Below are 23,765 nucleotides of genomic sequence, written 5' to 3'. Positions count from 1 at the left end.
CGCGTTACCCAATGTCGACGATTTCCGCCCGTATCGAACGCATGCCGTTTTCTTCGTTTCATCGACGGCTATTGCTGATGGGCGGTCTCGGCTACACCTTCGACGCCATGGACGCCGCCGTGCTCGCGTTCCTGCTACCGGTGCTGCGCACGCAGTGGTCGCTCAGCAGCGTGCAGACGGGCGTGCTCGGCAGCGGTACGTTCATCGGCTATTTCCTCGGGGCGATGCTCGCAGGCATGCTCGGCGATCTGATCGGACGGCGGCGCGTGATGATGGTTGCGCTGGTGATCTACTGCGTCGCATCGCTTGCCAGCGCAACCGCCCACGACTGGCCGTTCTTTCTCGCGACACGCATTGTCGCCGGACTCGGCACGGGCGCCGAAAGCGCGATCGTCGCACCGTTCCTGTCGGAGTTCGTGGCGCGACGATATCGCGGTGCGTTCACGGGCAGTCTCGCCGGCTTCTTCTCATTTGGCTTCGTGGCGGCTGCGCTGCTTGGTTATCTCGTGATTCCGCTTGCACCAAACGCGTGGCGCGTGGTGATGGTAATCACCGCCTTGCCTATCGTAATGTTGCTCTGGTGGCGACGCGCGTTGCCCGAATCGCCGCGCTGGCTGGTCGCGCGCGGGCGGCACGCGGAAGCCGAGGTAATCGTCGCGCGGGCGGAAGCCGAATTGATGGCTGCGGGCGTGAAACTGGAACCCCTGCCGGCAACCGATGCGGCCGCCGAAGCGGAGGTTCCCATCGCGGCGCAACGTGCTTCGGTGCTCGCGAACGTGAAGGCCCTCTGGTCGCGCAAGCTCGCGCGCATCACCACCATGACGTGGCTCATGTGGCTTTCGATCACCTTCAGCTACTACGCGTTCTTCACGTGGATTCCAAGCCTGCTCGTGCAGAACGGCATGACGATCACACGCAGCTTTTCTTACTCGCTCGTGATCTATATCGCGCAGATACCGGGTTATTTTTCAGGCGCGTGGCTGAACGAAAAGATCGGCCGGCAAGCGACCATTGCGTCGTACATGGTGCTGGGAGGCGTCTCGGCATTAGGACTTGCGCTCACGCGTAGCGACGGGGGCATCATGCTATCCGGCGTGCTGCTGTCGTTCTTCATGAATGGCACGTATGCGGGTGTCTACGCCTACACGCCCGAGGTTTTTCCAACCGATGTCCGCGCAACCGGCACAGGGCTGGCTTCATCGATTGGTCGGCTAGGCGCGATCGCCGCCCCTATCCTGGTTGGGTATGTGTATCCGTTGCTGGGCTTTCCAGGCGTGTTTGGGGCAACCACATTCGTACTGCTGATCGGTGCGGCGGCAGTGGTGCTGATGGGCGTGCCAACGCGCGGAAGATCGCTTGAAGACATCGCGGCGCAGCAGTTGCGCGATTAGCGAGATCACCGAACTCGCACGTGACTCAAGCGAAACTCAATACACGTCCCGCACATAACGCTTGTCCCTGACCATGCCACTAACATATTCCTGAGCCTTGTCGTCGCTCATGCCGGCATGCTGAGCCACGACAGACTTGAGCGCTGCGTCAACGTCCTTGGCCATGCGGCCCGCGTCACCGCAGACATAGAAATGCGCGCCGGCCTCAAGCCACGACCACAGCTCGGCCCCGTGTTCACGCATACGATCCTGCACATAGATCTTGTCGGCCTGATCCCGCGAGAACGCGAGATCGAGACGGTTCAGCAGACCCTTGCGGCGCATCTCATCGAGTTCATCGCCGTAGTAATAATCCGTGGCGGCATGCTGCTCGCCAAAGAACAACCAGTTGCGGCCGGTGTCGCCGCGCGCGAGGCGTTCATGCAGGAAGCCCCTGAACGGGGCCACGCCGGTGCCGGGGCCGACCATGATCATGGGTGCATCGCCACTATGGGGAAGACGGAAATGCGCCGATTTCTGCACGAATACCGGCACGCTGGCATCGCCCGCGCGATCGGCCAGAAAGGTCGAGGACACGCCCTTGCGCTGACGCCGGCCGTTGTTATACCGGACCGCCGATACGGTCAGGTGTATCTCGCCAGGGTGGGCCTTGGGACTCGATGCAATCGAGTAAAGGCGCGGCTGCATGCGCTTGAGCATGCCGATCAGTTCCGTGGCTGAAAGCTCCACCGGGAATTCATGCAGCACGTCAGCCAGTTGCTGGCCCCAGAGCCATTTCTTCAAGTCCGCCTTGTTGTCCTCGCGAAGCAGCCTGCCCAATGCATTATTCGCACCATTCGCACCCTCTGCACCGTTGCGCGTCCGGGCTGCGATGAACGCCAACGCGTCGTGATTCGGGCGCGCTATTTCATAGTGCTTGCCGAGTGCGTCGGCCAGCCGCATCTCACCCGCGCCCGCCACATTGACGGCGGCATCAGCGCTAAGGCCACTCAGTCCGATGAGTTCATCGACCAGTTCGGGACAGTTTCTCGGCCACACCCCGAGCGCATCGCCGACCTCATAATCAAGACCCGAGTCAGCGGTATCCAGCGAGAAATAACGCGTGTCCTTCGTCGCGCCCTGCTTGTTCAGCCGCAGATTCTTCACCAGCCGCGACGCTGCCGGATGGGTCTTCGAAGGCGCGGTGCCAGGCAGCACGGCCGGAATCATGCCGTCGGCCGGGACTGCATGCAGGGCCGCATCTTCTTCCTTGATACGCGCGACGATCCGCTCGAGCCAAGCGTCGGCTGCGGGCTGGTAATCGGCATCGCAGTCGACCCGCTCCAGCAAAGGTATCCCGCCGCGTTCGAGCAAACGGGCATCGAGCTTGCGGCCGTGACCGCAGAACGCATCGTAGTTGCGATCGCCAAAAGCCAGCACGGCGTAGCGCACGCCATCCAGGCGCGGGGCGTTATCGGCACTGATCCCGGTCCAGAAACTCGCGCCGTTATCGGGGGCATCGCCGTCGCCGAACGTACTCGTCATCAGCAAAACGTACTGCGCTTTCTCCAGGTCGGAAACCGCATAGTCGGCCATACACGTGGTGCGTATTTCGAAGCCGGACTCCATCAACTGGGTCGCATATCGCTCGGTCAACGATTCGATATTCCCCGTCTGAGAAGCCCACAGCAACACGACTTTTGGCCGCGCCCGCGCAATGCGTACAGAGGACTCGGCGATGGTTGCTGCAACCGGTGCGGTCAACGTAGGCATAGCCGTTTCAGCGCGGCTGAAGAGCCCCGCGAGGACACCATCGAGCCAAAGCCGCGTAGCAGGGGCGACGGGCGCACCAAGCGGCAACGTCGGCACGCCACCTGTTCCGCGGCCTTCCGTCGAGCGCAGGCCGCTCATGAAACCGTCGACGTAGATGCGTTCGGTCTCGCTAAGTTCGGGTGGCGGCGTTTTCGGAATACCGAGCAGCGTGGCAAGGGCATCAATACGGGACATGTCCAGTTCCTGGTTCGGACGGGCGTGATCGGCAACGACGGGCTCAACGCGTTCCGAGCTGGCGGCATCGTCACGCGTCTCAGGATTCGCCGTGTCAGCTTTAGGCGCTACGCGGCTGAGCGCAACAGCACAGAACTTGAATTCAGGCTGCTGCGATATCGGGTCGATCGCGTCGTTCGTCACGGCGTTGATGCAGAGTTCTTCGCCAAAGACGTCGTTCCAATGCATGGGAGCAAAGCAGTTGCCGGCACGAACCCGATCGGTGACCACTGCCGGCAAAACGGCGCGGCCGCGGCGCGAGCGAATCTCGACCGCGTCCTTCGCCTTGATACCCAGCGCCGCCGCATCTTCGGGATGAATTTCCACGAACGGGGCGGGATTCAGCTTGTTCAGCATGGGCACCTTGCCGGTCTTGGTCATGGTGTGCCACTGGTGCTGCAAGCGGCCCGTATTCAGCACGATAGGCCGTTCACTGTCAGGCATTTCCGCAGGAGCCACATGCGGGCGAGCGAAGAAAACGGCCTTGCCGGTTGAAGTGGGAAAGCTCAGGCGCGGGCGGCTGCCGTCAGGCATTTGCCTGAGCGTCTGGCTCACGCCGTCGTTGATATAACGCACCGGATTGCGATCGGCTGCAACGTCCGGTGCACAGGGCCATTGCAACGGCGTCTCGCGCAAGCGTTCATGGCTCGCGCCGCGCAGGTCGTAGCCCGTCTTGAGATTCGACGTCCGGGTGATCTCCGCGAACACCTCTTCTGCCGATGCATAACTGAATGCATCGGCGAAACCCATTTCACACGCGACGCGCGCGATGATCTGCCAGTCCGGCAACGCGGCGCCCGGCGGCTCGATGGCCTTCTGCGTGAGCGTCATGTTGCGCTCGGAGTTGATCATCACGCCTTCGGCCTCAGCCCACAGCGCGCCCGGCAGAAGGACATCGGCGTAGCGATTGGTTTCAGTATCGAGGAAGGCGTCCTGTGCAATGACCAGCTCCGCGGCCTGCAACCCCGCAATCACGGTCTGCCGGTTCGGCACGCTTGCAACAGGATTGGTGCAGATGATCCAGCAGGCCTTGATCTCGCCGGTCGACATGCGCGAGAACATGTCCACGGTGCCTTGGCCGAGCGAAGTCTTGAGTGTGCCCTTCGGAACGCCCCACAGGTCTTCCGTGAAATCTCTGTCCTCCGCTACCAGCACCGAACGTTGTCCGGGAAGCCCGGAGCCCATGTAACCCATCTCGCGCCCGCCCATGGCATTGGGCTGCCCCGTGAGCGAGAACGGCCCGCTACCCGGCCGGCATATCTTGCCCGTGGCGAGATGCAGGTTGCAGATGGCGTTCGTATTCCAGGTCCCGTGCGTGCTTTGGTTGAGGCCCATGGTCCAGCAGCTCATCCACTCGGGCGCCTCGCCCATCCATTGCGCCGCTCGGCGAATGTCCGCTTCGGGAATACCGGTGATCTCAGCCACCTTATCCGGCGCATAGTCCTCCAGAAAGGCAGGCATCGCGTCCCAGCCCTCAGTCGATTCGGCGATGAAATCAGCATCGGTATGACCGTTCCGATGCAGCAGATACAGCAGGCCGTTCAGCAACGCGAGATCGGTGCCCGGCTTGATCTGCATGAAGAGGCTGGCTTTGTCGGCAGTCGCGTTGCGGCGCGGGTCCACCACGATCAGCTTCGCGCCGGCCTTCACGCGATCCATCATGCGCAGGAACAGGATCGGGTGGCAGTCGGCCATATTCGCGCCGATCACAAAAAACAGGTTGGCCCGGTCGATGTCCTCGTACGAGCCCGGTGGCCCGTCAGCACCCAGCGACAGTTTGTAGCCGCTGCCGGCGCTCGCCATGCAGAGCCGAGAATTGGACTCTATGTTGTTGGTGCCGACAAACCCCTTCGCGAGCTTGTTGACGAGGTACTGCGCCTCGATCGACATCTGCCCCGACACATAGAACGAAAGCGCGTCCGGGCCGTGCTCGTCAAGCAGCCCACGCAGGCGCTGAGCGGTGTCGGAAATCGCTTGCGCCATGGGTAACGGGATCGGGTCGCGATCCCGTTCGCGGCGAATGAAAGCGCCCTCCAGACGGCCCGATTTGCGCAAGACCACATGCGCCGACGAACCCTTGGTACAGAGGCGTCCAAAGTTGGCCGGATGCTCCTTGTCACCGGACACCTTGACCACTTCTCCCTTCTCGACTTGCAAGACCATGCCGCAGCCAACGCCGCAGTATGGACACACGGTTTTTACGCTGCCGGAGATCATGACCGACGCTCGAACCCGCTCACCTTCATACCGCGACCCACACGTGGCCGTCCTCTACGCGCGCGGCAAAAGCGTTGACCGAGTTCGCCGGTATCTCGATGCATTCGCCCGTGCGAAGATCATAGTGATGCTTGAAGATCGGCGATGCCACCACAATGCGCTCGCCCAGATTGCCGATCAGTCCGCGCGACAATACAGACGCCTGTGAGCCCGGGTCGAAGTTATCGATCGCGTACACGCTTGGGGTTCCATCGAAGAGATGGAACACGGCGACCTGCTCGCCGTTGATGAGCGCACAGACGCCAGTGTTCGGCACGATGTCGTCAAGCGGGCACACAGGCACCCATGAGCTTGAGATTCGATCGTTGTTCATGATGATGTCCTCAGTGTGTTTCGCGGGCGCTTCAAACGGTCTCGACAACCACCGGAATGTCGATTCGCTTCAGTTGCCGCTCAGCCGGCGTCGCGGGGCGAATCTGGCCGCGCTCTTCGACGAAACTCACGTTCGCATCGGCTTCATCGCTGTTCACGAAATGACGGAAGCGCTTGCGCGTGTCCGGATCGTTGACTGCCTTTTTCCACTCGCATTCGTAGGTGTCGACCACGTACTGCATCTCCGCTTCGAGTTCCGCGGCAAGCTGAAGCTTGTCGCGCACCACGACATCGATCAGGTATTCGAGCCCGCCTTCCAGGTTGTCGCGCCAGACGCTCGTGCGCTGCAGGCGGTCCGCGGTACGGATGTAGAACATCAGGAAGCGGTCGATGTACTGGATCAGCGTGACACGGTCGAGATCGGAGGCGAGCAGCTCGGCGTGGCGCGGTTTCATGCCACCGTTGCCGCATACATAGAGGTTCCACCCCTTCTCGGTCGCAATCACGCCGATGTCCTTGCCTTGTGCCTCCGCACATTCGCGTGTGCATCCGGAGACGCCGAACTTGATCTTGTGGGGCGTGCGCAAACCCTTGTAGCGGTTCTCGATGTCGATCGCGAGACCGACCGAATCGCCCACGCCATAGCGGCACCAGGTCGAACCCACGCAGGACTTCACGGTCCGCACCGACTTGCCGTACGCATGACCGGACTCGAAGCCGGCCGCGATCAGTTCTTCCCAGATCAGCGGCAGCTGTTCAACCCGCGCGCCGAACAGGTCAACACGTGCCCCGCCCGTGACCTTGGTGTACAGGCCATACTTTTTTGCGACCTGGCCGACGGCGATCAAACCGTCCGGCGTGACCTCGCCACCGGGCATCCGGGGGACGACGGAATAGGTGCCGTCGCGCTGGATATTCGCGAGATAGTAGTCGTTCGAATCCTGCAGGCTTGCATGCTCTTTCTTCAGCACGAACTCGTTCCAGCACGATGCAAGAATCGCGGCGGCAGCCGGCTTGCAGATATCGCAGCCAAGACCGTGGCCATGCTTCGCGAGCAACGCGCCAAACGTCTCGATGCGCTCGACGCGCACCATGTGATAAAGCTCCTGACGCGAGTAAGGGAAGTGCTCGCATACGTGGTTATTAACTGCGAGCCCTTGCTTTTTCATCTCGGCCTTCATCACCTGCGTGACCAGCGCCACACAACCGCCGCACGAACTGCCGGCCTTGGTCGCGGACTTCAACGCACCAATGCTGGTTGCACCCGCGCAGACCGCCTCGCATATCTGCCCTTTCGACACGTTGTTGCACGAACAGATCTGCGCAGCTTCAGGCAGCGCCTCGACACCAAGACCAGGCTTTTGCTTGCCATCGGCGGAAGGGAGAATCAGGAATTCGGGTGCATCAGGCAACTCGATGCGGTTCAGCATCATCTGCAACAGCGTGCCGTATTCGCCTGCGTCGCCGACCATCACGCCACCGAGCAAATACTTGCCGCACTCGGACACCACCAGTTTCTTGTAGACCTGCTTGCGTTCATCGCTGAACTGGTATGCACGGCTGCCCGGCGTCTTGCCGTGCGCGTCGCCGATACTCGCCACGTCCACGCCCATCAGCTTGAGCTTCGTGCTCATATCGGCGCCGGTGAAACCAGCCTGTTCGCCAGCCAACTGTTTTGCAACAACACGGGCCATGTCATAACCCGGCGCGACCAGCCCGAATATCTGTCCGTTCCAGAGTGCGCATTCGCCGATCGCATAGATATCGGCGTCACTCGTGCGGCAGTTGTCGTCGATCACAATGCCGCCGCGCGCACCGACTTCAAGGCCGCTGATTCGCGCAATCTCATCGCGCGGGCGGATGCCGGCGGAGAACACGATCATGTCGGTGTCGAGATGGCTTGCGTCGGCGAACTCCATGCGGTGCGTGCCGTTCTCGCCATCGACTATGGCTACGGTGTTCTTCTGCGTATGAACCGTCACCCCCAGCTCTTCGATCTTGCTGCGCAATACGCGCGCGCCGCTGTCGTCAACCTGCACGGCCATCAAGCGCGGCGCGAACTCGACCACGTGCGTCTGCAAGCCCATGTCGCGCAACGCCTTGGCGCACTCAAGCCCCAGCAGTCCGCCGCCTACCACCGTGCCCGTTTTCGAGCGCGCGCCGCATTCCTTCATGGCTTCGAGATCTTCAATGGTGCGGTACACGAAGCAATCACGACGCTCATTGCCCGCCACCGGCGGCACGAACGGGTAAGAACCGGTAGCGAGCACCAGCTTGTCGTACGCCAGCACCTCGCCGGTCGACGCCGTCACGGTGCGCGCCGCGCGATCGATCGACACCGCCTTCGCATTGAGCTCAAGCCGCACGCGCGCGCGCTCGAAGAATCCCGGCTCGACCAGCGACAGGTCCTGCGCCGTCTTGCCCGAGAAGAACTCCGACAGATGCACGCGGTCGTAAGCCGGCCGCGGCTCTTCGCATAGCACGGTGATATCAAGCTCGTGCGCTGCGTTTTCAGCGAGGCATTCAAGGAGTTTATGGCCGACCATGCCATGACCGACGACGACGATTTTCATGATCCGGACGCTCTCAATTGGCAATGCTGTTATTGACACCCAACGCGTCTGCACGCAGCGCGGCTTCCTGTGCCTTGTGCTCGGAGCTAAAGCGCACGGCGAGTGCGCACAGCGCGGACAACGTGACCAGCACGCCGAGCATGGCGAGGGTCTGCTGGACGCTGCCGAAGCCCTTCATCAGGAAGCCGGCGGCCACCGCTCCCACGTTGCCGCCCGCACCGATAATCCCCGCCACGCCGCCCAGCGCCTTGCGGTCGATGAACGGCACAAGCGCATACGTCGCGCCGCATGCCATGTGCGTGAACAGGCCGAAGCTCAGCATGGCGACCACGGCGAGCGCCGCGCTATCCGCATGCGAAAACCATAACAGCCCAAGACCTTCGCCCGCTATGAGCGCGAACAACAAAGTCGAACGAATTTCCAGACCGCGACGTGCAGCGGCCTTGTCCGATATCCAGCCGCCGAGCGCACGGGCGAACAGGGCGAGCAGTCCAAAGCTGCCGGCAGCGGCACCGGCGGCTTTCAGCGAGAGATGAAAGTGATCGACGTAATAGATAGCGGCAATGTTGTGGATGAACACTTCGACGCCAAAGCAAGCCGCATAGGTGATGAAAAGCATCCATACGCGATAGTTCGCGCAGGCCGTGCGAAAGCTCGCCCAGCCGCCTTTCTTGCCACCGTCGATGGTGATGCCTTGCGCACGCAACTGCGTGAAGTTGCCTTGCGGGCAGTCCTGCGTGAAGCGCCAGTAGAACCAGGCCATCACCGGCATGGCCAGCCCGGGAACCACGAGCGCGAGGCGCCACGCGGATGCATCTGCGGCGCCGAGCGCGAGCATGCCCGCGAGCAGCAACGGCACCAGTATTTGCGCCGCGCCGGCCCCGGCATTACCCCAACCGGCGCTGGTCGCGTTGGCCGTGCCGACCACGTTCGGCGCGAACATCACAGATGTGTGGTACTGCGTAATAACGAAGCTCGCACCCACGGCGCCAATGCCCAGGCGGCACAGCAGGAAGCTTTCGTAACCGCCCGAGAGCGCCGCGCCGAACACGGGGAATGCACCGAGGAGCAGCAGCCCCGTATAGACCTTGCGCGGACCGTAGCGGTCGCACATTGGGCCAATGATGAGCCTTACCAGAATCGTCGCGGCAACCGCTGCGATGTTGATATTGGCGACCTGATCGATGGACAGGCCGAACTCGCGCTTGATCAACGGCATCAGCGGCGCACAGGCGAACCACGCGAAGAAGCAGACGAAGAACGCCATCCACGTGAGGTGGAAGGCACGCATGGGCACGGTGCGCAGGCTGAAGAGATCGATCCGGGTTGCTTTGTCTGCCATTGTCTTTCCACAAAACAAAAAGGCGTCCCGTGAACCCAGCCGATGACTGAGTTCAGGGGACGCCATTGTCCAAAAAGCCCGTCACGGGCCGCTGCTGAAGCCTTGCGATGAAACCGGACCGCCGTTGGTCCATGGACGCTCTCATTGCAAGGGCCATGCCATACGCGGCGTTTCTATATTTGGCGGGCGTTTGCGCTCGGCGGCGCGTTTGTCAGCCGATTACGGGCGATGCATTTTGATGCAACGCCGCACACTCGCGGTGCGACGCAGCACTGTCCGCGTGCGAGTGGAACGGCACCCTGCTTGGGGCGTTCCGGTCCGCTACGCAAGATCAAAGAGGGCCTTCTTCGTGCGGGCACGCTTAAGGAGCGCAGCTTCGTGCGGCGGACGCGTTATTGCCCGCATCGTTCGTTGCCGGGCGCGCCAGGGCAATACTCGTCTGGCCTGGATATTGCCTGTCACTGGCTGTGCGCGGCAACGATGTCGGGCGCTTGGATATACAGTTTTATCGATTGAATGCCGGTCACCATCGGCGACTCAGGACAACGGCGTCCCTTCGTGCAAGAGCACGAGCGGATGCCGTTTTTCGTTGGGGCGCCGTGTTGTCGCATTGCCCGAATGCAGGTCATCTGATCTGCGCGACGCGCGACCCATGCGGCTCATTCCGAACTTCGGTCTTTTAAGCAACGCGGCGGTGGCTGCGCTTTTCTCAAGCTTTCACGAGCCGCCAAAGGACATCACGATGACAACTGGCAAGGTCACCTTGCTTAGCGCCGGTCCCGGCGATCTGGACCTGCTCACGATCAAAGCCGCCAAAGCATTGGCGCTGGCGGATATCGTGTTGCTGGACGATCTCGCCAATCCCGACATCGTCTCGCTTGCGCCCCGCGCGCGCGTGATCCGCGTCGGCAAGCGCGGTGGCTGCAAGTCGACACCGCAAGCGTTCATTCAACGGCTGATGCAACGTTATGCCCTCAAAGGGTTGCACGTGGTTCGCGTGAAGGGCGGCGACGCGCTGCTGTTCGGACGCGCGGGCGAAGAACTCACAGCACTGCGCCACGCGCAGATTCCGGTAGAGATCATCAACGGCATTTCGTCGGGCTTTGCAGCGGCCGCGAGTCTCGGGATATCGCTGACGCATCGGGAACATTGCCAGGGAGTGACCTTCGTCACGGCACACAAGCAGGATCATGGCGAACCCAACTGGGCCGCACTCGCTGCGACCGGCACGACGCTCGCGATCTACATGGGCATGACGCGCATCGAAAGCCTCTGCCATGCGCTGCTCTCGGCGTTACCGGCATCCACCCCTGCCGCCGTGGTTCAATGGGCCGGTACCGCATCCGAGCGGCGCTGGCTTGGACCGCTGGACCGCCTGGCTATCGACGCCGTGAAGGAAGGGCTGGGAAGCCCCGCCGTGATCCTCGTTGGCAATGCGATCAGCGAAGCGGTAGATTGGGTGACTCACAACGGAAGCGGCGCTCTTGCCGTGGACAAGCATGCCGCCTTCAACGCATGGCAAGACATCACTGAAGCGGTTCAGCATGCAGCCTGACCGGCGCAAACGGCATCGAGCGGCGAAAGCGGTCTTTATGGCGCGCGCTGATCGTCCGCCAGAGAGCGTTGCGTCAAGCATTCCATGCATGAGCTATCCCGGCGCCTGACCCATGCTTCGCGTACTGCTCGTCACCGACACCGACAAACCCATTGGCGATCTTCGCCAGGCACTCGCACGCCTGGGCTACGACATGCTGGCCGAGGTCGCGACCCCCGCGGCATTGCCCAAGGTGGTGGAGGAACAGCGCCCGGATGTGGTCATCATCGATACTGAATCGCCTTCACGCGATACGCTCGAACAACTTGCCGTGATGAACGAGACCGCGCCGCGCCCGGTCCTGATGTTCAGCAACGACGGCGACCAGCAACTGATTCACGCCGCGGTCGGTGCAGGCGTGAGCGCTTACCTTGTCGAAGGCCTGGAGGCCGCGCGTCTCGCCCCCATTCTCGAAGTCGCGCTGGCGCGTTTCGCCCGCGAGGAGCAATTGCGCAAGCGGCTCGCCAAAGCCGAAAATGAACTCGCCGACCGCAAGCTGATCGACCGGGCCAAGCGCCTGTTGATGGACCGGCGCAAGATGTCGGAACCTGAGGCCTACGCCATGCTGCGCAAGCGCGCGATGGACGAGGGACTGAAGCTTGCCGAGGTTGCGCGCCAGTTGGTGTCGATGGTCGATTTACTAGGGTAGCCCTACTACATGAATACGCCCAAAGCCGTTTTGAACCGCGCGTCCGCGCAACCCGAGAAGACCCACATTCGTTTGGGTTTCGTGGCGCTGAGCGATGCCGCCCCGCTCGCCGTTGCCAAGATCCTCGAGTTTGGCCACAGCCACGGCCTGACGCTCGAGTTGTGCCGGCAGCCTTCCTGGGCGGCTGTGCGCGACAAGCTGTTGTCCGGCGAGATCGATGCGGCGCACGCGCTGTATGGGCTCGTGTACGGCGTGCAGCTCGGTATTGGCGGACCGCAGGGCGACATGGCTGTGTTGATGGTGCTGAACCGCAATGGCCAGGCCATCACTCTGTCGAACCCGCTTGCCGATGCGCTGAGCAGGAGCGGCAATTTGAAGGAGGCGCTTGCGACGCTCGGCCGTCCTCCTGTTTTCGCACAGACCTTTCCGACCGGCACGCACGCGATGTGGTTGTACTACTGGCTCGCAGCTCTTGGCGTGCATCCGCTGCGCGACATTCGCAGCATCGTGATCCCGCCGCCGCAAATGGTCGATGCGTTGGCCGAAGGCCAGCTCGACGGATTCTGTGCCGGTGAGCCGTGGAACGCGGTTGCCGAGGCGCGTCAAGCGGGCAGGACCGTCGCGATTTCGAGCCAGATCTGGCCGGACCACCCGGAAAAGGTGCTTGCCAGCCGGCGCGATTTTGTCGCGCTTTATCCGAACACGGCACGCGCGCTGGTCCAGACCATGCTCGAGGCGTGCCGGTGGCTTGACGACCCCGCGCATCGGGCCGAGATATCCAAGTGGCTCGCCGCGCCGGAACTGTTAGGTGTGCCTCAGGAATTGATCGCGCCGCGGCTGCTCGGCGAGTACGACGCAGCGCAATTCCCCGGGCAGCAGCGCCCCCTCGCCGTTAGCTTCTTCGATAAAGGCGCCGTCAACTATCCACGACCGTCCGATGGCCTGTGGTTCCTGACGCAATATCGCCGATGGGGTCTATTGAGCGGCGCTCACGACGACGCCGCCATTGCATCGGCGATCAGCCAGACGGCGCTGTATCGCGAGGCCGCTGCCTTGGCGGACGTTCGCGTGCCGGACGAGATTCGCGCGGACATGCTGATCGATGGGCGCATCTGGGACGGACAAGATCCCGCCGCCTATCTCGACGGGTTCGCCATGCGTGCCTGACGTTGTGGGCGCGTTTGTCCGTTTGTCCGTTTTGTCGCTGGCTGCAACGGCTCGGCGATGCATGTCACCTCGTGACGGCGTGGCGTTCATTCGTTCATTCGCCCATTCACATGCCCACATGTGCCCATTCCCGCGCCGATTGAAAACCCCACTGCCCCCAAACGTAGAACTACGTAAAACAAAGTTAACGATTGGTGACGAAAGTGCGCGCCAAAGGCATCCGAACGGCCTATGAGCCCGATTTGGGTTGCCAAGCTGCGACGGGATGACGGATGCTCCATGAGTCCCGGCGCGCAGTGGCGCGATCGCAGGCTTAACGGCCGTGGGAACGCATCGTGCTCCGACGCGTTACAAACCGTCAAGATCATCATTACCATCAGCGAAGTTGAGGTTTCCATGAGCACATTGTCCACCGAGAAAATTCAGGCTGCCGTGAAAAAGGACGCATCCTGGGTGATGGGCGCGCTCAGGAAATTTGGCGAGGATCGCTGTGCCGCCATGGCGGCGAGCATCGCGTTCTACTCCGCGTTTTCGCTGGCGCCGACGCTGGTCATGGTCATCGCCGTGGCCGGCTGGGTGTTCGGGGCCGACGCCGCGCGCGGTCAGTTGTTTCATCACGTCAATGGACTGCTCGGCGATCAGGCCGCGGCGAGCGTGCAGAGCATTGTCGAGAATGCCCACCGTAGCGGCGGCACGGGAGTCGCCGCCGTGATCTCGTTCGTGTTGCTGGCGCTGGGTGCATCGGCGACATTTTCATCGCTCAACACCGCGCTGAACCTCGTATGGCCACTTACCGGCGAGCAGAAATCCAGCGTTTTCGCGCTGGTGCGGGTGCGGCTGATCTCGTTCGGCCTGGTGCTGGGGGTGGCGTTCCTGCTGATCGTCTCGCTAGTCCTCGATACCGCCATCCAGGCCGTGGGCAAATGGCTTTGGGGTAATTCGCCGTTCGTGATCGTCGGCGACATTGTGCAGTTGCTGGTCGGACTGGTGATTCTCTCGCTTGCGTTCGGAGCGCTGCTGAAGTTCCTCCCCGACGGCCGGGTGCAATGGCGGGACGCACTGGTCGGCGGGTTTGTTGCCGCGATCCTGTTTTCGGTCGGCAAAAAACTGTTTGCGTTCTACCTGACTCACGCGGGCACGGCGAATTCATTCGGCGCGGCGGGCTCGCTTGCGGTGTTGCTGATGTGGCTGTACTTCTCGGCAGCAGTCCTGCTGCTTGGCGCGGAGTTTTCAGCCGCGCGAGCACGTTTGCACGATCCCCGCGGTGCGTGGGGCCAGCAAAGCACCCGGGTCCCCCTAGGCAGCCGCGCCAAGATCGGCTCGATGCTGGCGGGCTCGACAGTTCCCGGAGCCGGCCGTGTGGACACGGACAACCCCGGAAACACAAAAGCCTTTACGGTCGTGCCGGGACGTTCGCGAGCATCCATCGAAAGAAGGGCTGAACACGCGCAGCATTTGACGCAGCAGGCGCGCAAACGGGTATCGGCGTTGAGCACCGCGTTGACCCTCAGCCGCAAGCTGGCCCGTGCGGAGACCGTGGCTACCCGGGTGACGGCGCAAGCCATGCGGGATTGCGGGCGCAAGGCGGTCCAGGCAAATGACCTGGTGAAGCGGTATCCGTGGCGCGCCGTGTTGCTGGCCGGCGGCGCAGGTTTGGCGCTCGCGCTGTTATCGGGACGTGAAACCGGACGCGAAGCCGGACGTGATCATCCTGCGGCAAACGACGAATAACGCCGTCAAGCCGAGCGGGATCAGGAGCGGAATCAAGTCGCAAACCAGAGTAATCCGCGACACGACAGTTTTCCGTGTCAAAAGCTTGACTGCCGAAACTTCGTCAAGTCGCATGGACTCGCCGCGACGAGTGAGCACAGCGCGTTTGTTGCGCTGGACGCAAAAATGGCGCTCTCAATGAGTAAAGGTGTTGGTAATACGCCACGCGCGAACTCATCTCGCGGTGTCGGACGCTACGCGGCTGCGTCGGGCCGCCTCCCGGCGTAAACCCTCGCCGAGCCATGCGCAGCGCTCCTCTCGCCTGTAAAAGCCTTCCTCGCAAGGGCCTCCCGGCATACCTCGCTTATAACGCCGAATTAGTAAAAAACTAATAAAAAGCGCCCATTCTCGCTGAACCAATTGCGTTAAAAGGAACTTTATGACGGCATCCATGCTAATGCGCTTTCGCTAGATGAATCAACGGCTAAAGCCTTGACAGGCTTGCCTTACAAGACATCACACGGTCGACCATAAAGTGTCTTTTTTTCGAGACATGTTTTAATTTTTCAGTTCTTAAGTTTTGTAACGCTGCGTTATTCTCTGCGCCGGCAACAACGAATTTAATCCTAGCGTGGAGAACCTGATGAAACGTTTCGCACTGACTTCCCTTTCGCTGGCACTGCTCGGCACGGCTGGCGTGGCTCACGCGCAAAGCAGCGTAACTCTGTATGGCTTGATCGATGAGGCTGTTGGTTATGTTGGCCACGCGTCCGGCAACGAGAAGCAGGTCGGCCTCTTTGCCGGCAACTTGTCCGGTGACCGTTGGGGCGTGAAGGGTACGGAAGACTTGGGCGGTGGTTTGAAGGCAATTTTCCAATTGGAAAACGGCTTCAACCTCAATACGGGCGGATTGGGTCAAGGTGGTCGCGAATTTGGCCGCCAGGCATTCGTCGGCTTGACGGCTGATAAGCTCGGTACCGTCACGATCGGTCGTCAATACGATCCGCTTGTTGACATGGTGCAAGGCATCACGGGTGACAACTACTGGGCGTCGATCGTCGGTACGCCGGGCGACGTTGACAACTACGACAACAGCTTGCGTGTTTCGAACACGGTGAAGTATGTTTCGCCGAACTACGCCGGCCTGCAATTCGAAGGCTTGTATGGCTTCAGCAACCTGGCTGGCACGACGGGTCAAGGCCAGACGTGGAGCGGTGCAGTTGCGTATAACAACGGCCCGTTGGGCTTGGCTGCTGGTTACTTCTACGCAAGCAACCCGAGCGCAGGCCGTACGGCTGCAGCAGGATCGGTCTGGAGCGCCAACCAGTCGTCGGACTCGATTTTCGACGGTCCGATCAACAGCGGCTACACCTCGGCTCACTCGCTCAGCATCGCTCGTGCAGCAGCTCAGTACGCTATCGGCCCGGTAACGCTCGGCGCTTCGTACAGCAATGCGCAATACGCTCCGGACGCCTTGTCGGCATTCACGTCGACGCAGAAGTACAACATCGGCAGCGTGTTCGCGAACTACCAGCTTACGCCGGCTTTGCTGGTCGGTGCAGGCTACACGTACGAGAAAGCTAGCGGCGACACGGCTGCCAAGTACCATCAAGTGGGTATCGGCGCGGACTACACGGTGTCCAAGCGTACGGACTTCTACGCAGTCGGCGCTTACCAGCACGCAAGCGGCACGCAAGCTGTGTACACCACGAACGCGGCAGGCCAGACGGTTCGCGTAGATCAAGCAGCGCAAGCATCGATCGGTTCGTTCGGCTTCGCCGGTACGAGTTCGCAAGAAATGGTGCTCGTCGGTATTCGTCACAAGTTCTAAAGCCGGACCCGGCGCGCAAGCGGTTCACTGCATAGCGCGCCGATTTCGACTGCGGTTCAAAAACAGCCATCGGCGAAACCGATGGCTGTTTTTTTATGCGCGCAGGGTATTGATCGCCGGTTCACGGCAATCAATACGCCAAAGCTAAAAACAACGCCAAAAACAAGAACGGCCCAATCTGCGTAAAGCCGATTGGGCCGTTCTTGTTCAGGCTACCTGTCTTGCAGAGTTTCCAGCACGCGCTCTCAAACCGCCTCTACTAATCTACTAATTGACCAATCCCAGTCCGGTTCAATGCTGCGACTGCCCGCTTTCCGGCTGCATCAAGGTCTGAAACGGCGGCGCTGACGTATCGGGTTCGGCCCGCAGATCGCTGCCTGTCACGCGCGGCACGTTCGATACCGTTTCGCGCGCCCGTAGCGGCACATTGGCAGGATCGGCCCAGGTCGGATTAGGAATCTCCCCGAAAATCTGCCGCAGCCGTTCACCCCAGGTGCGATGAATCATCTGGAAATAGTGGTTGTCGTTATCGATTGTGGAGAAGCGCGTGACCCGCAACGCGTCCTTCTCATACACGAGCAGATCGAGCGGTAATCCCACTGATAAATTGGACCGTAGCGTGGAGTCCATTGACACCAGCGCGCATTTCGCGACTTCGTCCAGCGGCGTGGACGGTGTGACAACGCGATCGATGATCGGCTTGCCGTACTTCGATTCACCGATCTGGAAATACGGGCTGACCTGCGACGACTCCACGAAGTTACCCGCCGAGTAAATCATGAACAGGCGCGTATTCGCCCCGCGGATCTGGCCGCCGAGAATGAAGCTGCAATTGAAGTCGACGCTGAATTCCGCAAGCGTAGCCGCATCTCGCCGATGTACCTCGCGCACCGCATCGCCCACCAGCCGCGCCGCTTCCGCCATGGTGGGTACGTTATACAGCGTGGGTTTATCTTCGGGCGCCGGTTCCGACAGCAGTTGCATGACTGCCTGCGTCAGGGCGAGATTACCCGCGGCGAGGAGCACGAGGACGCGGTCGCCGGGCTGCTCGAAGACTGCCATCTTGCGGGCGGCGCTCACATGGTCGACCCCGGCATTCGTGCGGGTGTCGGACAGGAACACCAGTCCTTCGTCGACGCGCATTGCCACGCAATAAGTCATGCGTCCAATTCCTGAAAGAAGCAAATACGTATTGTAATCGGGTAATCGGGTCATCGCCCGGATCGGGCTGATTGAGAGGACTCGTGCACAGGCATGAGTCCCCCGCCAAACGCGCCGCCTCCCGTCATCAGGTCAAGGTGCGGTCAACAAAGCCGCGCCACCTCACCTTCTAATAGTTATCGGCAGATGGGGGCGCGGCTTGAATGTTCCGGCGCCTGAGGAATACGAGCGCCGCGACGTGTCACTCACTGGTCGGCCGAGGCCTGCACGGAGACGTCAACGCTCATGCGCTCTTCCTTGCCGCCCACGCGCGAGCCGCGCACAGGTGCGGCCGCCTCATAGTCGCGCGCAACCGCGAGCCGGCAGTAGCGGCCGCTGGCGAACGCTGTGTGTGTAACGTCCACCGACACCCATCCGTCGTCGATCCACACATCGACCCAAGCGTGGCTTGCCGCGTGCGGGACATCGCCTGGATCGATGTAACCGCTCACATAGCGCGCCGGGAGGCCCCGGGCGCGGCAGCACGCCAACATGATGTGAGCGTGATCCTGGCACACGCCGTTACCGAGCTGCAGCGCCTGAGCAGCCGTGCTCGTGACCTCGGTTACGCCCGCCTTGAACTGCACCCTGGCTTCAATATTCTCCGCCAGCGCAATCAGCGCCGACGGTGAGTCGAGCTTGGGCACCGAGTTCGCGAGTTCGCGGATCACTGCGTCCGGCTCGGTCAGCGCGGTCGCACAGGTGTAGTGCTGGAGCGGAATCCGGCCGGGACCGTCGTTGAGGCGGCCGCCGTCGAGCAACGTGGTTTCCACCTGACCGGTCACGGAAAGATGGATCTCCATATGCGGTTTCGTCAGCACCAGCGTATGCAGCGTGTTGGCGTAGGCATCGCGGGTGACGTCGAGCTTGCCCACTGTGTCGATATTCCAGCGCCGCACCATCTGCGCCGACCCGTTGGCGGGCGTCATGCGCAGTTGCTGGATGGAGTACTGCACGGGCACGGCGTAACGGTAGCTTGTGTGATGACGAATGGTCAGAAGCATGATGGTTTCCAGGACGGATGCGTTCAGGCGAGAGGCAACATGAGGAAGGTGCGCATCACGCGAACACCGAGCTCATCGACCCGTTTCAGGAATTGCGTCAGATAGGCGTGCACTCCGGTTTCAAGGATCTGGCGGATATCCATGTACAGCACGTCCGCGCGCAGCTTGCCGGCGAAACGTTCACACTCGTTCGAGCCGCTGGTGCGCAACTTGTCGAGCGTCGCGCAGACCCCGTCCAGCGACGCCAGCAGCGAGCGCGGCATCTGCGAGTTGAGGATAAGCAGTTCCACTACTCGCGACGGCGTCACGACGTCGCGATACACCTTCCGGTAGATTTCCAGCGCGGACACTGAACTCAAGATGGAGGTCCAGTAGTAGAAGTCTTCCAGTTGACGGGCGGCTTCGCGCGAGTTCGGTTCGGCATCGGCGAAACGCACGTCCAGGATCCGCGCCGTGTTGTCCGCGCGTTCCAGGTACATGCCGAGCTGGATGAACCAGAAGGCGTCGTCCTGAAGCGCGGTGCCGACCATCACGCCGCGACACAGATTCGAGCGGTACTTGACCCATTCGAACAGCATGTCGGGGCTTTTTCCCAGCTCGCCCACGGCGAGTTTTTCGCCGAATTCGAGCCACGTGAAATTGATGGTCTCCCACGCTTCCGTGGTCAGGGTCCCGCGTACGGCACGCGCGTTTTCGCGAGCCGCGTGCAGGCACGAAATGATGCTCGACGGATTGCCGGTATCGGCGACCATGAAGTGCAGCATGTCTTCGCGCGAATCCGAGCCCGGGAAACGCTCCTCGAACCTGGATTCAAGTTCCGAAATACGGAGTACCGAGCGTTGTGCGCGGGCGGCCTGATCCGGCGTCTGCGGCAGCAGCATGCCCTTCAGGTTGATGTCGAGCATGCGGGCGGTATTTTCCGCTCGCTCCATGTAGCGAGCCATCCAGAAAAGGTGATCGGCTGTGCGGCTTAGCATCATGATGGCGTTCCGTTGTTGTGTGGCGCGCGCGGGCGCAGCGCTTGGAAGCACGCCCGTGCGAACAATCCCGGTGGGTGCTTAGTCCACCATCCAGGTGTCTTTCGTGCCGCCGCCCTGCGACGAATTCACGACGAGAGAACCCTCCTTCAACGCCACGCGAGTCAGGCCGCCGGCGGCCATCGTCACTTCTTTACCCGACAGCACGAACGGCCGCAAGTCGATATGGCGCGGCGCGATACCCGATTCCACGAAGGTCGGGCAGGCGGAGAGCGCCAAGGTAGGCTGGGCGATATACCCATCCGGCCGCGCGATCAGGCGTTCGCGGAATGCCTCGATTTCGGCTTTCGTCGATGCCGGCCCGACCAGCATGCCGTAACCGCCCGCTCCGTGAACCTCCTTCACGACCAGCTCGGGCAGATGCGCGAGCGTGTAGGCGAGATCGTCGGGCTTGCGGCACTGGAACGTCGGCACGTTGTTCAGGATCGGGGTTTCGCCGAGATAGAACTCGATCATGTCCGGGACGAACGGATAGATGGATTTATCGTCGGCGATACCCGTGCCCATCGCGTTGGCCAATGCCACGCGGCCCGCGCGATACGACGTCAGCAGGCCCGGCACGCCGAGCGCCGAGTCAGTGCGGAACGCGAGCGGGTCCATGAAGTCATCGTCGAGGCGCCGGTAGATCACGTCGACGCGTTTCGGCCCTTGCGTCGTGCGCATGAACACGTAGTTTTCATCGACGAAGAGGTCCTTGCCCTCCACCAGCTCCACGCCCATTTGCTGCGCGAGGAACGAGTGCTCGAAGTACGCCGAGTTGTACATGCCGGGCGTGAGCACCACCACGTTGGGGTCGTCCACGCCGGCGGGTGCGATCGAGCGCAACGTTTCGAGCAGCAGGTCCGGATAATGCGCGACCGGGGCAATGCGGTTCTGCACGAACAATTCGGGGAAGAGCCGCATCATCATCTTGCGGTTTTCGAGCATGTACGACACGCCCGACGGCACCCGGAGGTTATCTTCAAGTACGTAGAACTCGCCTGCGTCACCGGCGCGCACCACGTCCACGCCAGCGACGTGCGCGTAGACGTCGAGCGGCACATCCACGCCCTGCATCTCCGGGCGATATTGCGCGTTCGTGTACACCTGCTCGGCGGGAATCTTCCCCGCCCGAACGATGTCGTGATCGTGGTAGACGTCGCGGATAAACATGTTCAACGCGCGTACCCGCTGTCGGAGGCCAGCTTCCAGCTTGCGCCATTCATCGCCAGGGATGATGCGCGGGATCATGTCGAAGGGAATCAGGCGCTCAGTGCCCGACAGATCGCCGTTCACGGCAAACGTGATGCCGACACGCCTGAACAGCAGATCGGCTTCCGCGCGCTTGCGTGCGATGGTTTCGGGGCTTTGAGTGGAAAGCCACCGGGAGAAACGTGCGTAGTGCGCCCGCACGGTTTCCTCGTGACGCATTTCGTCGTAGATCTGCATCTTGCGTCCTTTTTTGATCGCGGCCTGGTGCCGCCTGTGCGTGGAAATGCCGCTCGATACCGCTCTTCAAGCTGGGCCACGCCTGTCCGACGCTTCGGTAGTTTCAGTATCTACAATTAAGCAACAGACGTGCCATTTTTTCTACTACTTGTTTTTACTCATTGTTTTGGCGGGTTAGGGGGGAGTTTGCTTCAAATGAGTGCGGTGGGGGCGGTGGGGGGGTGATGGGGTGGAAGGGGTGCCCTGTTTTGGTGCGGAGGGGATGTTCGTTCGCACTTGGGGTTTGGGGTGGTTTGGTTGGGCGGTTTTGGGGTTAGCGGTCGGGGTCTATGCCGGGGTGGTGCTTTCGGCCGTGGTGGTCTGCGTGAGTCGGATTTTCTCTTTATCACTGTTAGCCACTGTGCGTGGCGGCACGTCATTTCTTTGTCCAAAGCGACAAAGAAACGAAGCAAAGAAAGCGCTTTTAAAACCCGCTACCCTAAGTGTCCACAGCGTGCAGTTTTCATTCATAGGTGCCCCAAAAGCACGGTGCTCGCCAGAGCGAAGGATGTTTGAACCCCTCCTTCTCGCGAATCCTGACACGAACACGCTTCGCCCCCAACGCTCTCGGGCAAGCACCAGTTGCCAAGGAATCGGCACGGCCTTAACTGTGTTCGGCGAGTGTTTTCATCGTGCTGTCTGCCCCCTCACCGAACTCCCACCGCCTCCGGCGTGCCCTGCCATCCGCCTCCCAGCGACTTATATACAGCGATCAAATCCGTCGTCACACTTACCGTCGATTGCGCCAGTTGTTGCCGCGTCTCAGCCAACTGCCGCTCCGCATCCAGAACAGTAATGAAACTCACCAGCCCCTTCCGGTAACTGTCGGTCGCAAGCTGCAAACTGATCCGGTTAGCCTCCACCGTACGCGTCAGCGCCTCGCGACGGTCCTGGTCCGTCCGGTACGATACCAACGCGTTATCCACGTCCTGCAACGCCTTCAGCACCGTCGAGCGATATTGCAGCGCCGCCTGACCCGCCTGCACCTTCGCTATCCGCACGTTCGCCCGCAACGCGCCACCTTCGAAAATCGGCAGCGAAATGCTAGGCCCAACCGTCCAGAACAAACTCGACCAGTGCGCCAGATATTTCGCCTGAGTAGCACGCGTACCCACAGTCCCCGTCAACGATACATCCGGGTACATCTGCGCCACCGCCACTCCAATCTCAGCAGTCGCCGAATGCAAATCACTCTCCGCCCGGCGAACGTCAGGACGCCGCCGCGCCAACGTGGACGGCAAACCAATCGGTACGCTCGGCGGCACCGGCGGCACAGCCCCCGCCACCTCCAACTCCGCATCCAGTGCCCCCGGCGCACTGCCGGTCAATACGGCAAGGCCATTCATCGCCTGCGCAATCTGTGCATCGAACTGCGGTAACTGCGCCTGCAACGATCCCACCTGCGCTGTCGCGCTCTCCACGTCGCTCTGGCTCGTCAGCCCCACACGCGCCTGTTCACGGGTCAAATCAAGGATCTGCTGCTCCGAATCGATCTCGGCCAGCGTGATCCGCTTCAGTAGTTGCGCCCCGCGCAGCTGCGAATAGGTCTGCGCAACCTCCGCTTCGAGCGAGACAAGCGCGTCGTTACGGTTTTCTATCTCCGACTCCGTCTGCGCATTCGCAGACTCCACCGAGCGCCGCACTCGCCCGAACAGATCAAGTTCCCAGGAGGCATCGAAACCATCCTGGAACAGGTTCACCGGAGCCGTCAAGGAATTCAGGGCGCTGGTCGCGCTCGCGCTGTTCGACCCGAGCGCATTGACCTTGTCGTAGACACCCTGCGATTGCAGCAAGCCCTTCAAGCCCAGTTGCTCACGCTTATAGCTCGCGTTCGCACTGACTTGCGGCAACCCCTGCGCCCCCGATACCACCGCCTGTTCGCGCGCCGCCGCAATGCGCAGCACCGCGCCCTGCAAATCCAGATTGCCCGCCGCCGCACGGTCGATCAGCGAGTCCAGCGTGGCATCGTTGAATTGCCGCCACCAGCGAGGATCGGGGTCCGCATTGGTATCGACCAGCGACGGCACGCTGGCATGGGGGAAGCGCATGTCGTCGGGCGGGTTCTGCGCGCGCTGCAGATCGTGCCAGTTGTCCGGCGCTTTTGCGTCGGGCGGCGTGAAATTCGGACCGACCGAACACGCGCCGGCGAGCATGGAAAGCAGCAGCGGAATCAAGCGTTTGCTCAT

At 61.6% G+C, this 23,765-nt stretch carries 15 protein-coding genes; 6 read left to right on the top strand and 9 right to left on the bottom strand.

All coding sequences use genetic code 11. The features are described 5' to 3' along the window. Positions 1 to 11: 11 nt before the first annotated feature. On the top strand, positions 12 to 1,391 hold the full coding sequence (locus HB376_RS23715; protein ID WP_213766110.1) for an MFS transporter: 1,380 nt from the start codon (positions 12 to 14) through the stop codon (positions 1,389 to 1,391). A gap of 36 nt (positions 1,392 to 1,427) precedes the next feature. Here the strand turns inward: HB376_RS23715 and HB376_RS23710 are convergent, their stop codons facing one another. The 4 genes from HB376_RS23710 to HB376_RS23695 are packed head-to-tail and all read right to left on the bottom strand — an operon-like array spanning position 1,428 to position 9,920. Next, a complete protein-coding gene (locus HB376_RS23710) occupies positions 1,428 to 5,633 on the bottom strand; it encodes a bifunctional nitrate reductase/sulfite reductase flavoprotein subunit alpha (protein ID WP_213766109.1) in 4,206 nt (1,401 codons plus the stop codon). A gap of 25 nt (positions 5,634 to 5,658) precedes the next feature. Further along, on the bottom strand, positions 5,659 to 6,006 hold the full coding sequence (nirD, locus tag HB376_RS23705) for a nitrite reductase small subunit NirD (RefSeq protein WP_213766108.1): 348 nt from the start codon (positions 6,004 to 6,006) through the stop codon (positions 5,659 to 5,661). Between the two features lie 31 nt (positions 6,007 to 6,037). Then, entirely contained in the window at positions 6,038 to 8,578 is a 2,541-nt protein-coding gene (gene nirB / locus HB376_RS23700) for a nitrite reductase large subunit NirB (RefSeq protein ID WP_213766107.1), read from the bottom strand. Positions 8,579 to 8,591: 13 nt separating this feature from the next. Beyond that, a complete protein-coding gene (locus tag HB376_RS23695) occupies positions 8,592 to 9,920 on the bottom strand; it encodes an MFS transporter (protein WP_213766106.1) in 1,329 nt (442 codons plus the stop codon). 742 nt (positions 9,921 to 10,662) lie between these two features. On the opposite strand from HB376_RS23695, the gene cobA reads away from it, so the two are divergent. The 5 genes from cobA to HB376_RS23670 all read left to right on the top strand — a co-directional run bounded on the left by cobA (position 10,663) and on the right by HB376_RS23670 (position 16,871). Continuing rightward, positions 10,663 to 11,475 (top strand): uroporphyrinogen-III C-methyltransferase, encoded by an 813-nt coding sequence (gene cobA / locus HB376_RS23690; protein ID WP_213766105.1) that lies wholly within the window; start codon positions 10,663 to 10,665, stop codon positions 11,473 to 11,475. Between the two features lie 112 nt (positions 11,476 to 11,587). Further along, complete coding sequence (locus HB376_RS23685) at positions 11,588 to 12,163, top strand: ANTAR domain-containing protein (RefSeq protein WP_213766104.1); 576 nt, start codon at positions 11,588 to 11,590, stop codon at positions 12,161 to 12,163. Positions 12,164 to 12,172: 9 nt separating this feature from the next. After that, positions 12,173 to 13,330 (top strand): CmpA/NrtA family ABC transporter substrate-binding protein, encoded by a 1,158-nt coding sequence (locus HB376_RS23680; RefSeq protein WP_213766103.1) that lies wholly within the window; start codon positions 12,173 to 12,175, stop codon positions 13,328 to 13,330. A 396-nt stretch (positions 13,331 to 13,726) separates the two neighbouring features. Next, positions 13,727 to 15,061, top strand: coding sequence for a YihY/virulence factor BrkB family protein (locus HB376_RS23675; protein WP_213766102.1), 1,335 nt, complete (start codon positions 13,727 to 13,729; stop codon positions 15,059 to 15,061). A gap of 622 nt (positions 15,062 to 15,683) precedes the next feature. After that, the gene (locus HB376_RS23670; protein WP_213766101.1) at positions 15,684 to 16,871 is read left to right on the top strand and encodes a porin; all 1,188 of its coding nucleotides are present in this window, start codon (positions 15,684 to 15,686) and stop codon (positions 16,869 to 16,871) included. A 291-nt stretch (positions 16,872 to 17,162) separates the two neighbouring features. Here HB376_RS23670 and HB376_RS23665 read toward each other — a convergent pair whose 3' ends face one another. The 5 genes from HB376_RS23665 to HB376_RS23645 form a co-directional block, all read right to left on the bottom strand. Next, positions 17,163 to 18,032: a proteasome-type protease gene (locus tag HB376_RS23665; RefSeq protein ID WP_213766100.1), complete on the bottom strand. Its 870-nt coding sequence runs from the start codon at positions 18,030 to 18,032 to the stop codon at positions 17,163 to 17,165. 245 nt (positions 18,033 to 18,277) lie between these two features. Next, positions 18,278 to 19,075 (bottom strand): transglutaminase family protein, encoded by a 798-nt coding sequence (locus tag HB376_RS23660; protein WP_213766099.1) that lies wholly within the window; start codon positions 19,073 to 19,075, stop codon positions 18,278 to 18,280. A 23-nt stretch (positions 19,076 to 19,098) separates the two neighbouring features. Continuing rightward, the gene (locus tag HB376_RS23655; protein ID WP_213766166.1) at positions 19,099 to 20,052 is read right to left on the bottom strand and encodes an alpha-E domain-containing protein; all 954 of its coding nucleotides are present in this window, start codon (positions 20,050 to 20,052) and stop codon (positions 19,099 to 19,101) included. Positions 20,053 to 20,133: 81 nt separating this feature from the next. Then, positions 20,134 to 21,540: a circularly permuted type 2 ATP-grasp protein gene (locus HB376_RS23650; RefSeq protein WP_047847114.1), complete on the bottom strand. Its 1,407-nt coding sequence runs from the start codon at positions 21,538 to 21,540 to the stop codon at positions 20,134 to 20,136. Positions 21,541 to 22,226: 686 nt separating this feature from the next. Then, on the bottom strand, positions 22,227 to 23,765 hold the full coding sequence (locus HB376_RS23645) for an efflux transporter outer membrane subunit (protein WP_213766098.1): 1,539 nt from the start codon (positions 23,763 to 23,765) through the stop codon (positions 22,227 to 22,229).

Origin of the sequence: Caballeronia sp. dw_19, from assembly GCF_018449515.1 — a bacterium.
Lineage (GTDB): Bacteria > Pseudomonadota > Gammaproteobacteria > Burkholderiales > Burkholderiaceae > Caballeronia.
Note: the sequence above shows the minus strand (reverse complement) of the source record. Positions and strands in the feature narration are given on the sequence as shown.

Excerpts from the sequence above, each read along its gene's own strand:
- HB376_RS23715 (WP_213766110.1), top strand. The coding sequence starts at position 12 with ATGTCGACGATTTCCGCCCGTATCGAACGCATGCCGTTTTCTTCGTTT.
- HB376_RS23710 (WP_213766109.1), bottom strand. The coding sequence starts at position 5,633 with ATGATCTCCGGCAGCGTAAAAACCGTGTGTCCATACTGCGGCGTTGGC.
- nirD (WP_213766108.1), bottom strand. The coding sequence starts at position 6,006 with ATGAACAACGATCGAATCTCAAGCTCATGGGTGCCTGTGTGCCCGCTT.
- nirB (WP_213766107.1), bottom strand. The coding sequence starts at position 8,578 with ATGAAAATCGTCGTCGTCGGTCATGGCATGGTCGGCCATAAACTCCTT.
- HB376_RS23695 (WP_213766106.1), bottom strand. The coding sequence starts at position 9,920 with ATGGCAGACAAAGCAACCCGGATCGATCTCTTCAGCCTGCGCACCGTG.
- cobA (WP_213766105.1), top strand. The coding sequence starts at position 10,663 with ATGACAACTGGCAAGGTCACCTTGCTTAGCGCCGGTCCCGGCGATCTG.
- HB376_RS23685 (WP_213766104.1), top strand. The coding sequence starts at position 11,588 with ATGCTTCGCGTACTGCTCGTCACCGACACCGACAAACCCATTGGCGAT.
- HB376_RS23680 (WP_213766103.1), top strand. The coding sequence starts at position 12,173 with ATGAATACGCCCAAAGCCGTTTTGAACCGCGCGTCCGCGCAACCCGAG.
- HB376_RS23675 (WP_213766102.1), top strand. The coding sequence starts at position 13,727 with ATGAGCACATTGTCCACCGAGAAAATTCAGGCTGCCGTGAAAAAGGAC.
- HB376_RS23670 (WP_213766101.1), top strand. The coding sequence starts at position 15,684 with ATGAAACGTTTCGCACTGACTTCCCTTTCGCTGGCACTGCTCGGCACG.
- HB376_RS23665 (WP_213766100.1), bottom strand. The coding sequence starts at position 18,032 with ATGACTTATTGCGTGGCAATGCGCGTCGACGAAGGACTGGTGTTCCTG.
- HB376_RS23660 (WP_213766099.1), bottom strand. The coding sequence starts at position 19,075 with ATGCTTCTGACCATTCGTCATCACACAAGCTACCGTTACGCCGTGCCC.
- HB376_RS23655 (WP_213766166.1), bottom strand. The coding sequence starts at position 20,052 with ATGCTAAGCCGCACAGCCGATCACCTTTTCTGGATGGCTCGCTACATG.
- HB376_RS23650 (WP_047847114.1), bottom strand. The coding sequence starts at position 21,540 with ATGCAGATCTACGACGAAATGCGTCACGAGGAAACCGTGCGGGCGCAC.
- HB376_RS23645 (WP_213766098.1), bottom strand. The coding sequence starts at position 23,765 with ATGAGCAAACGCTTGATTCCGCTGCTGCTTTCCATGCTCGCCGGCGCG.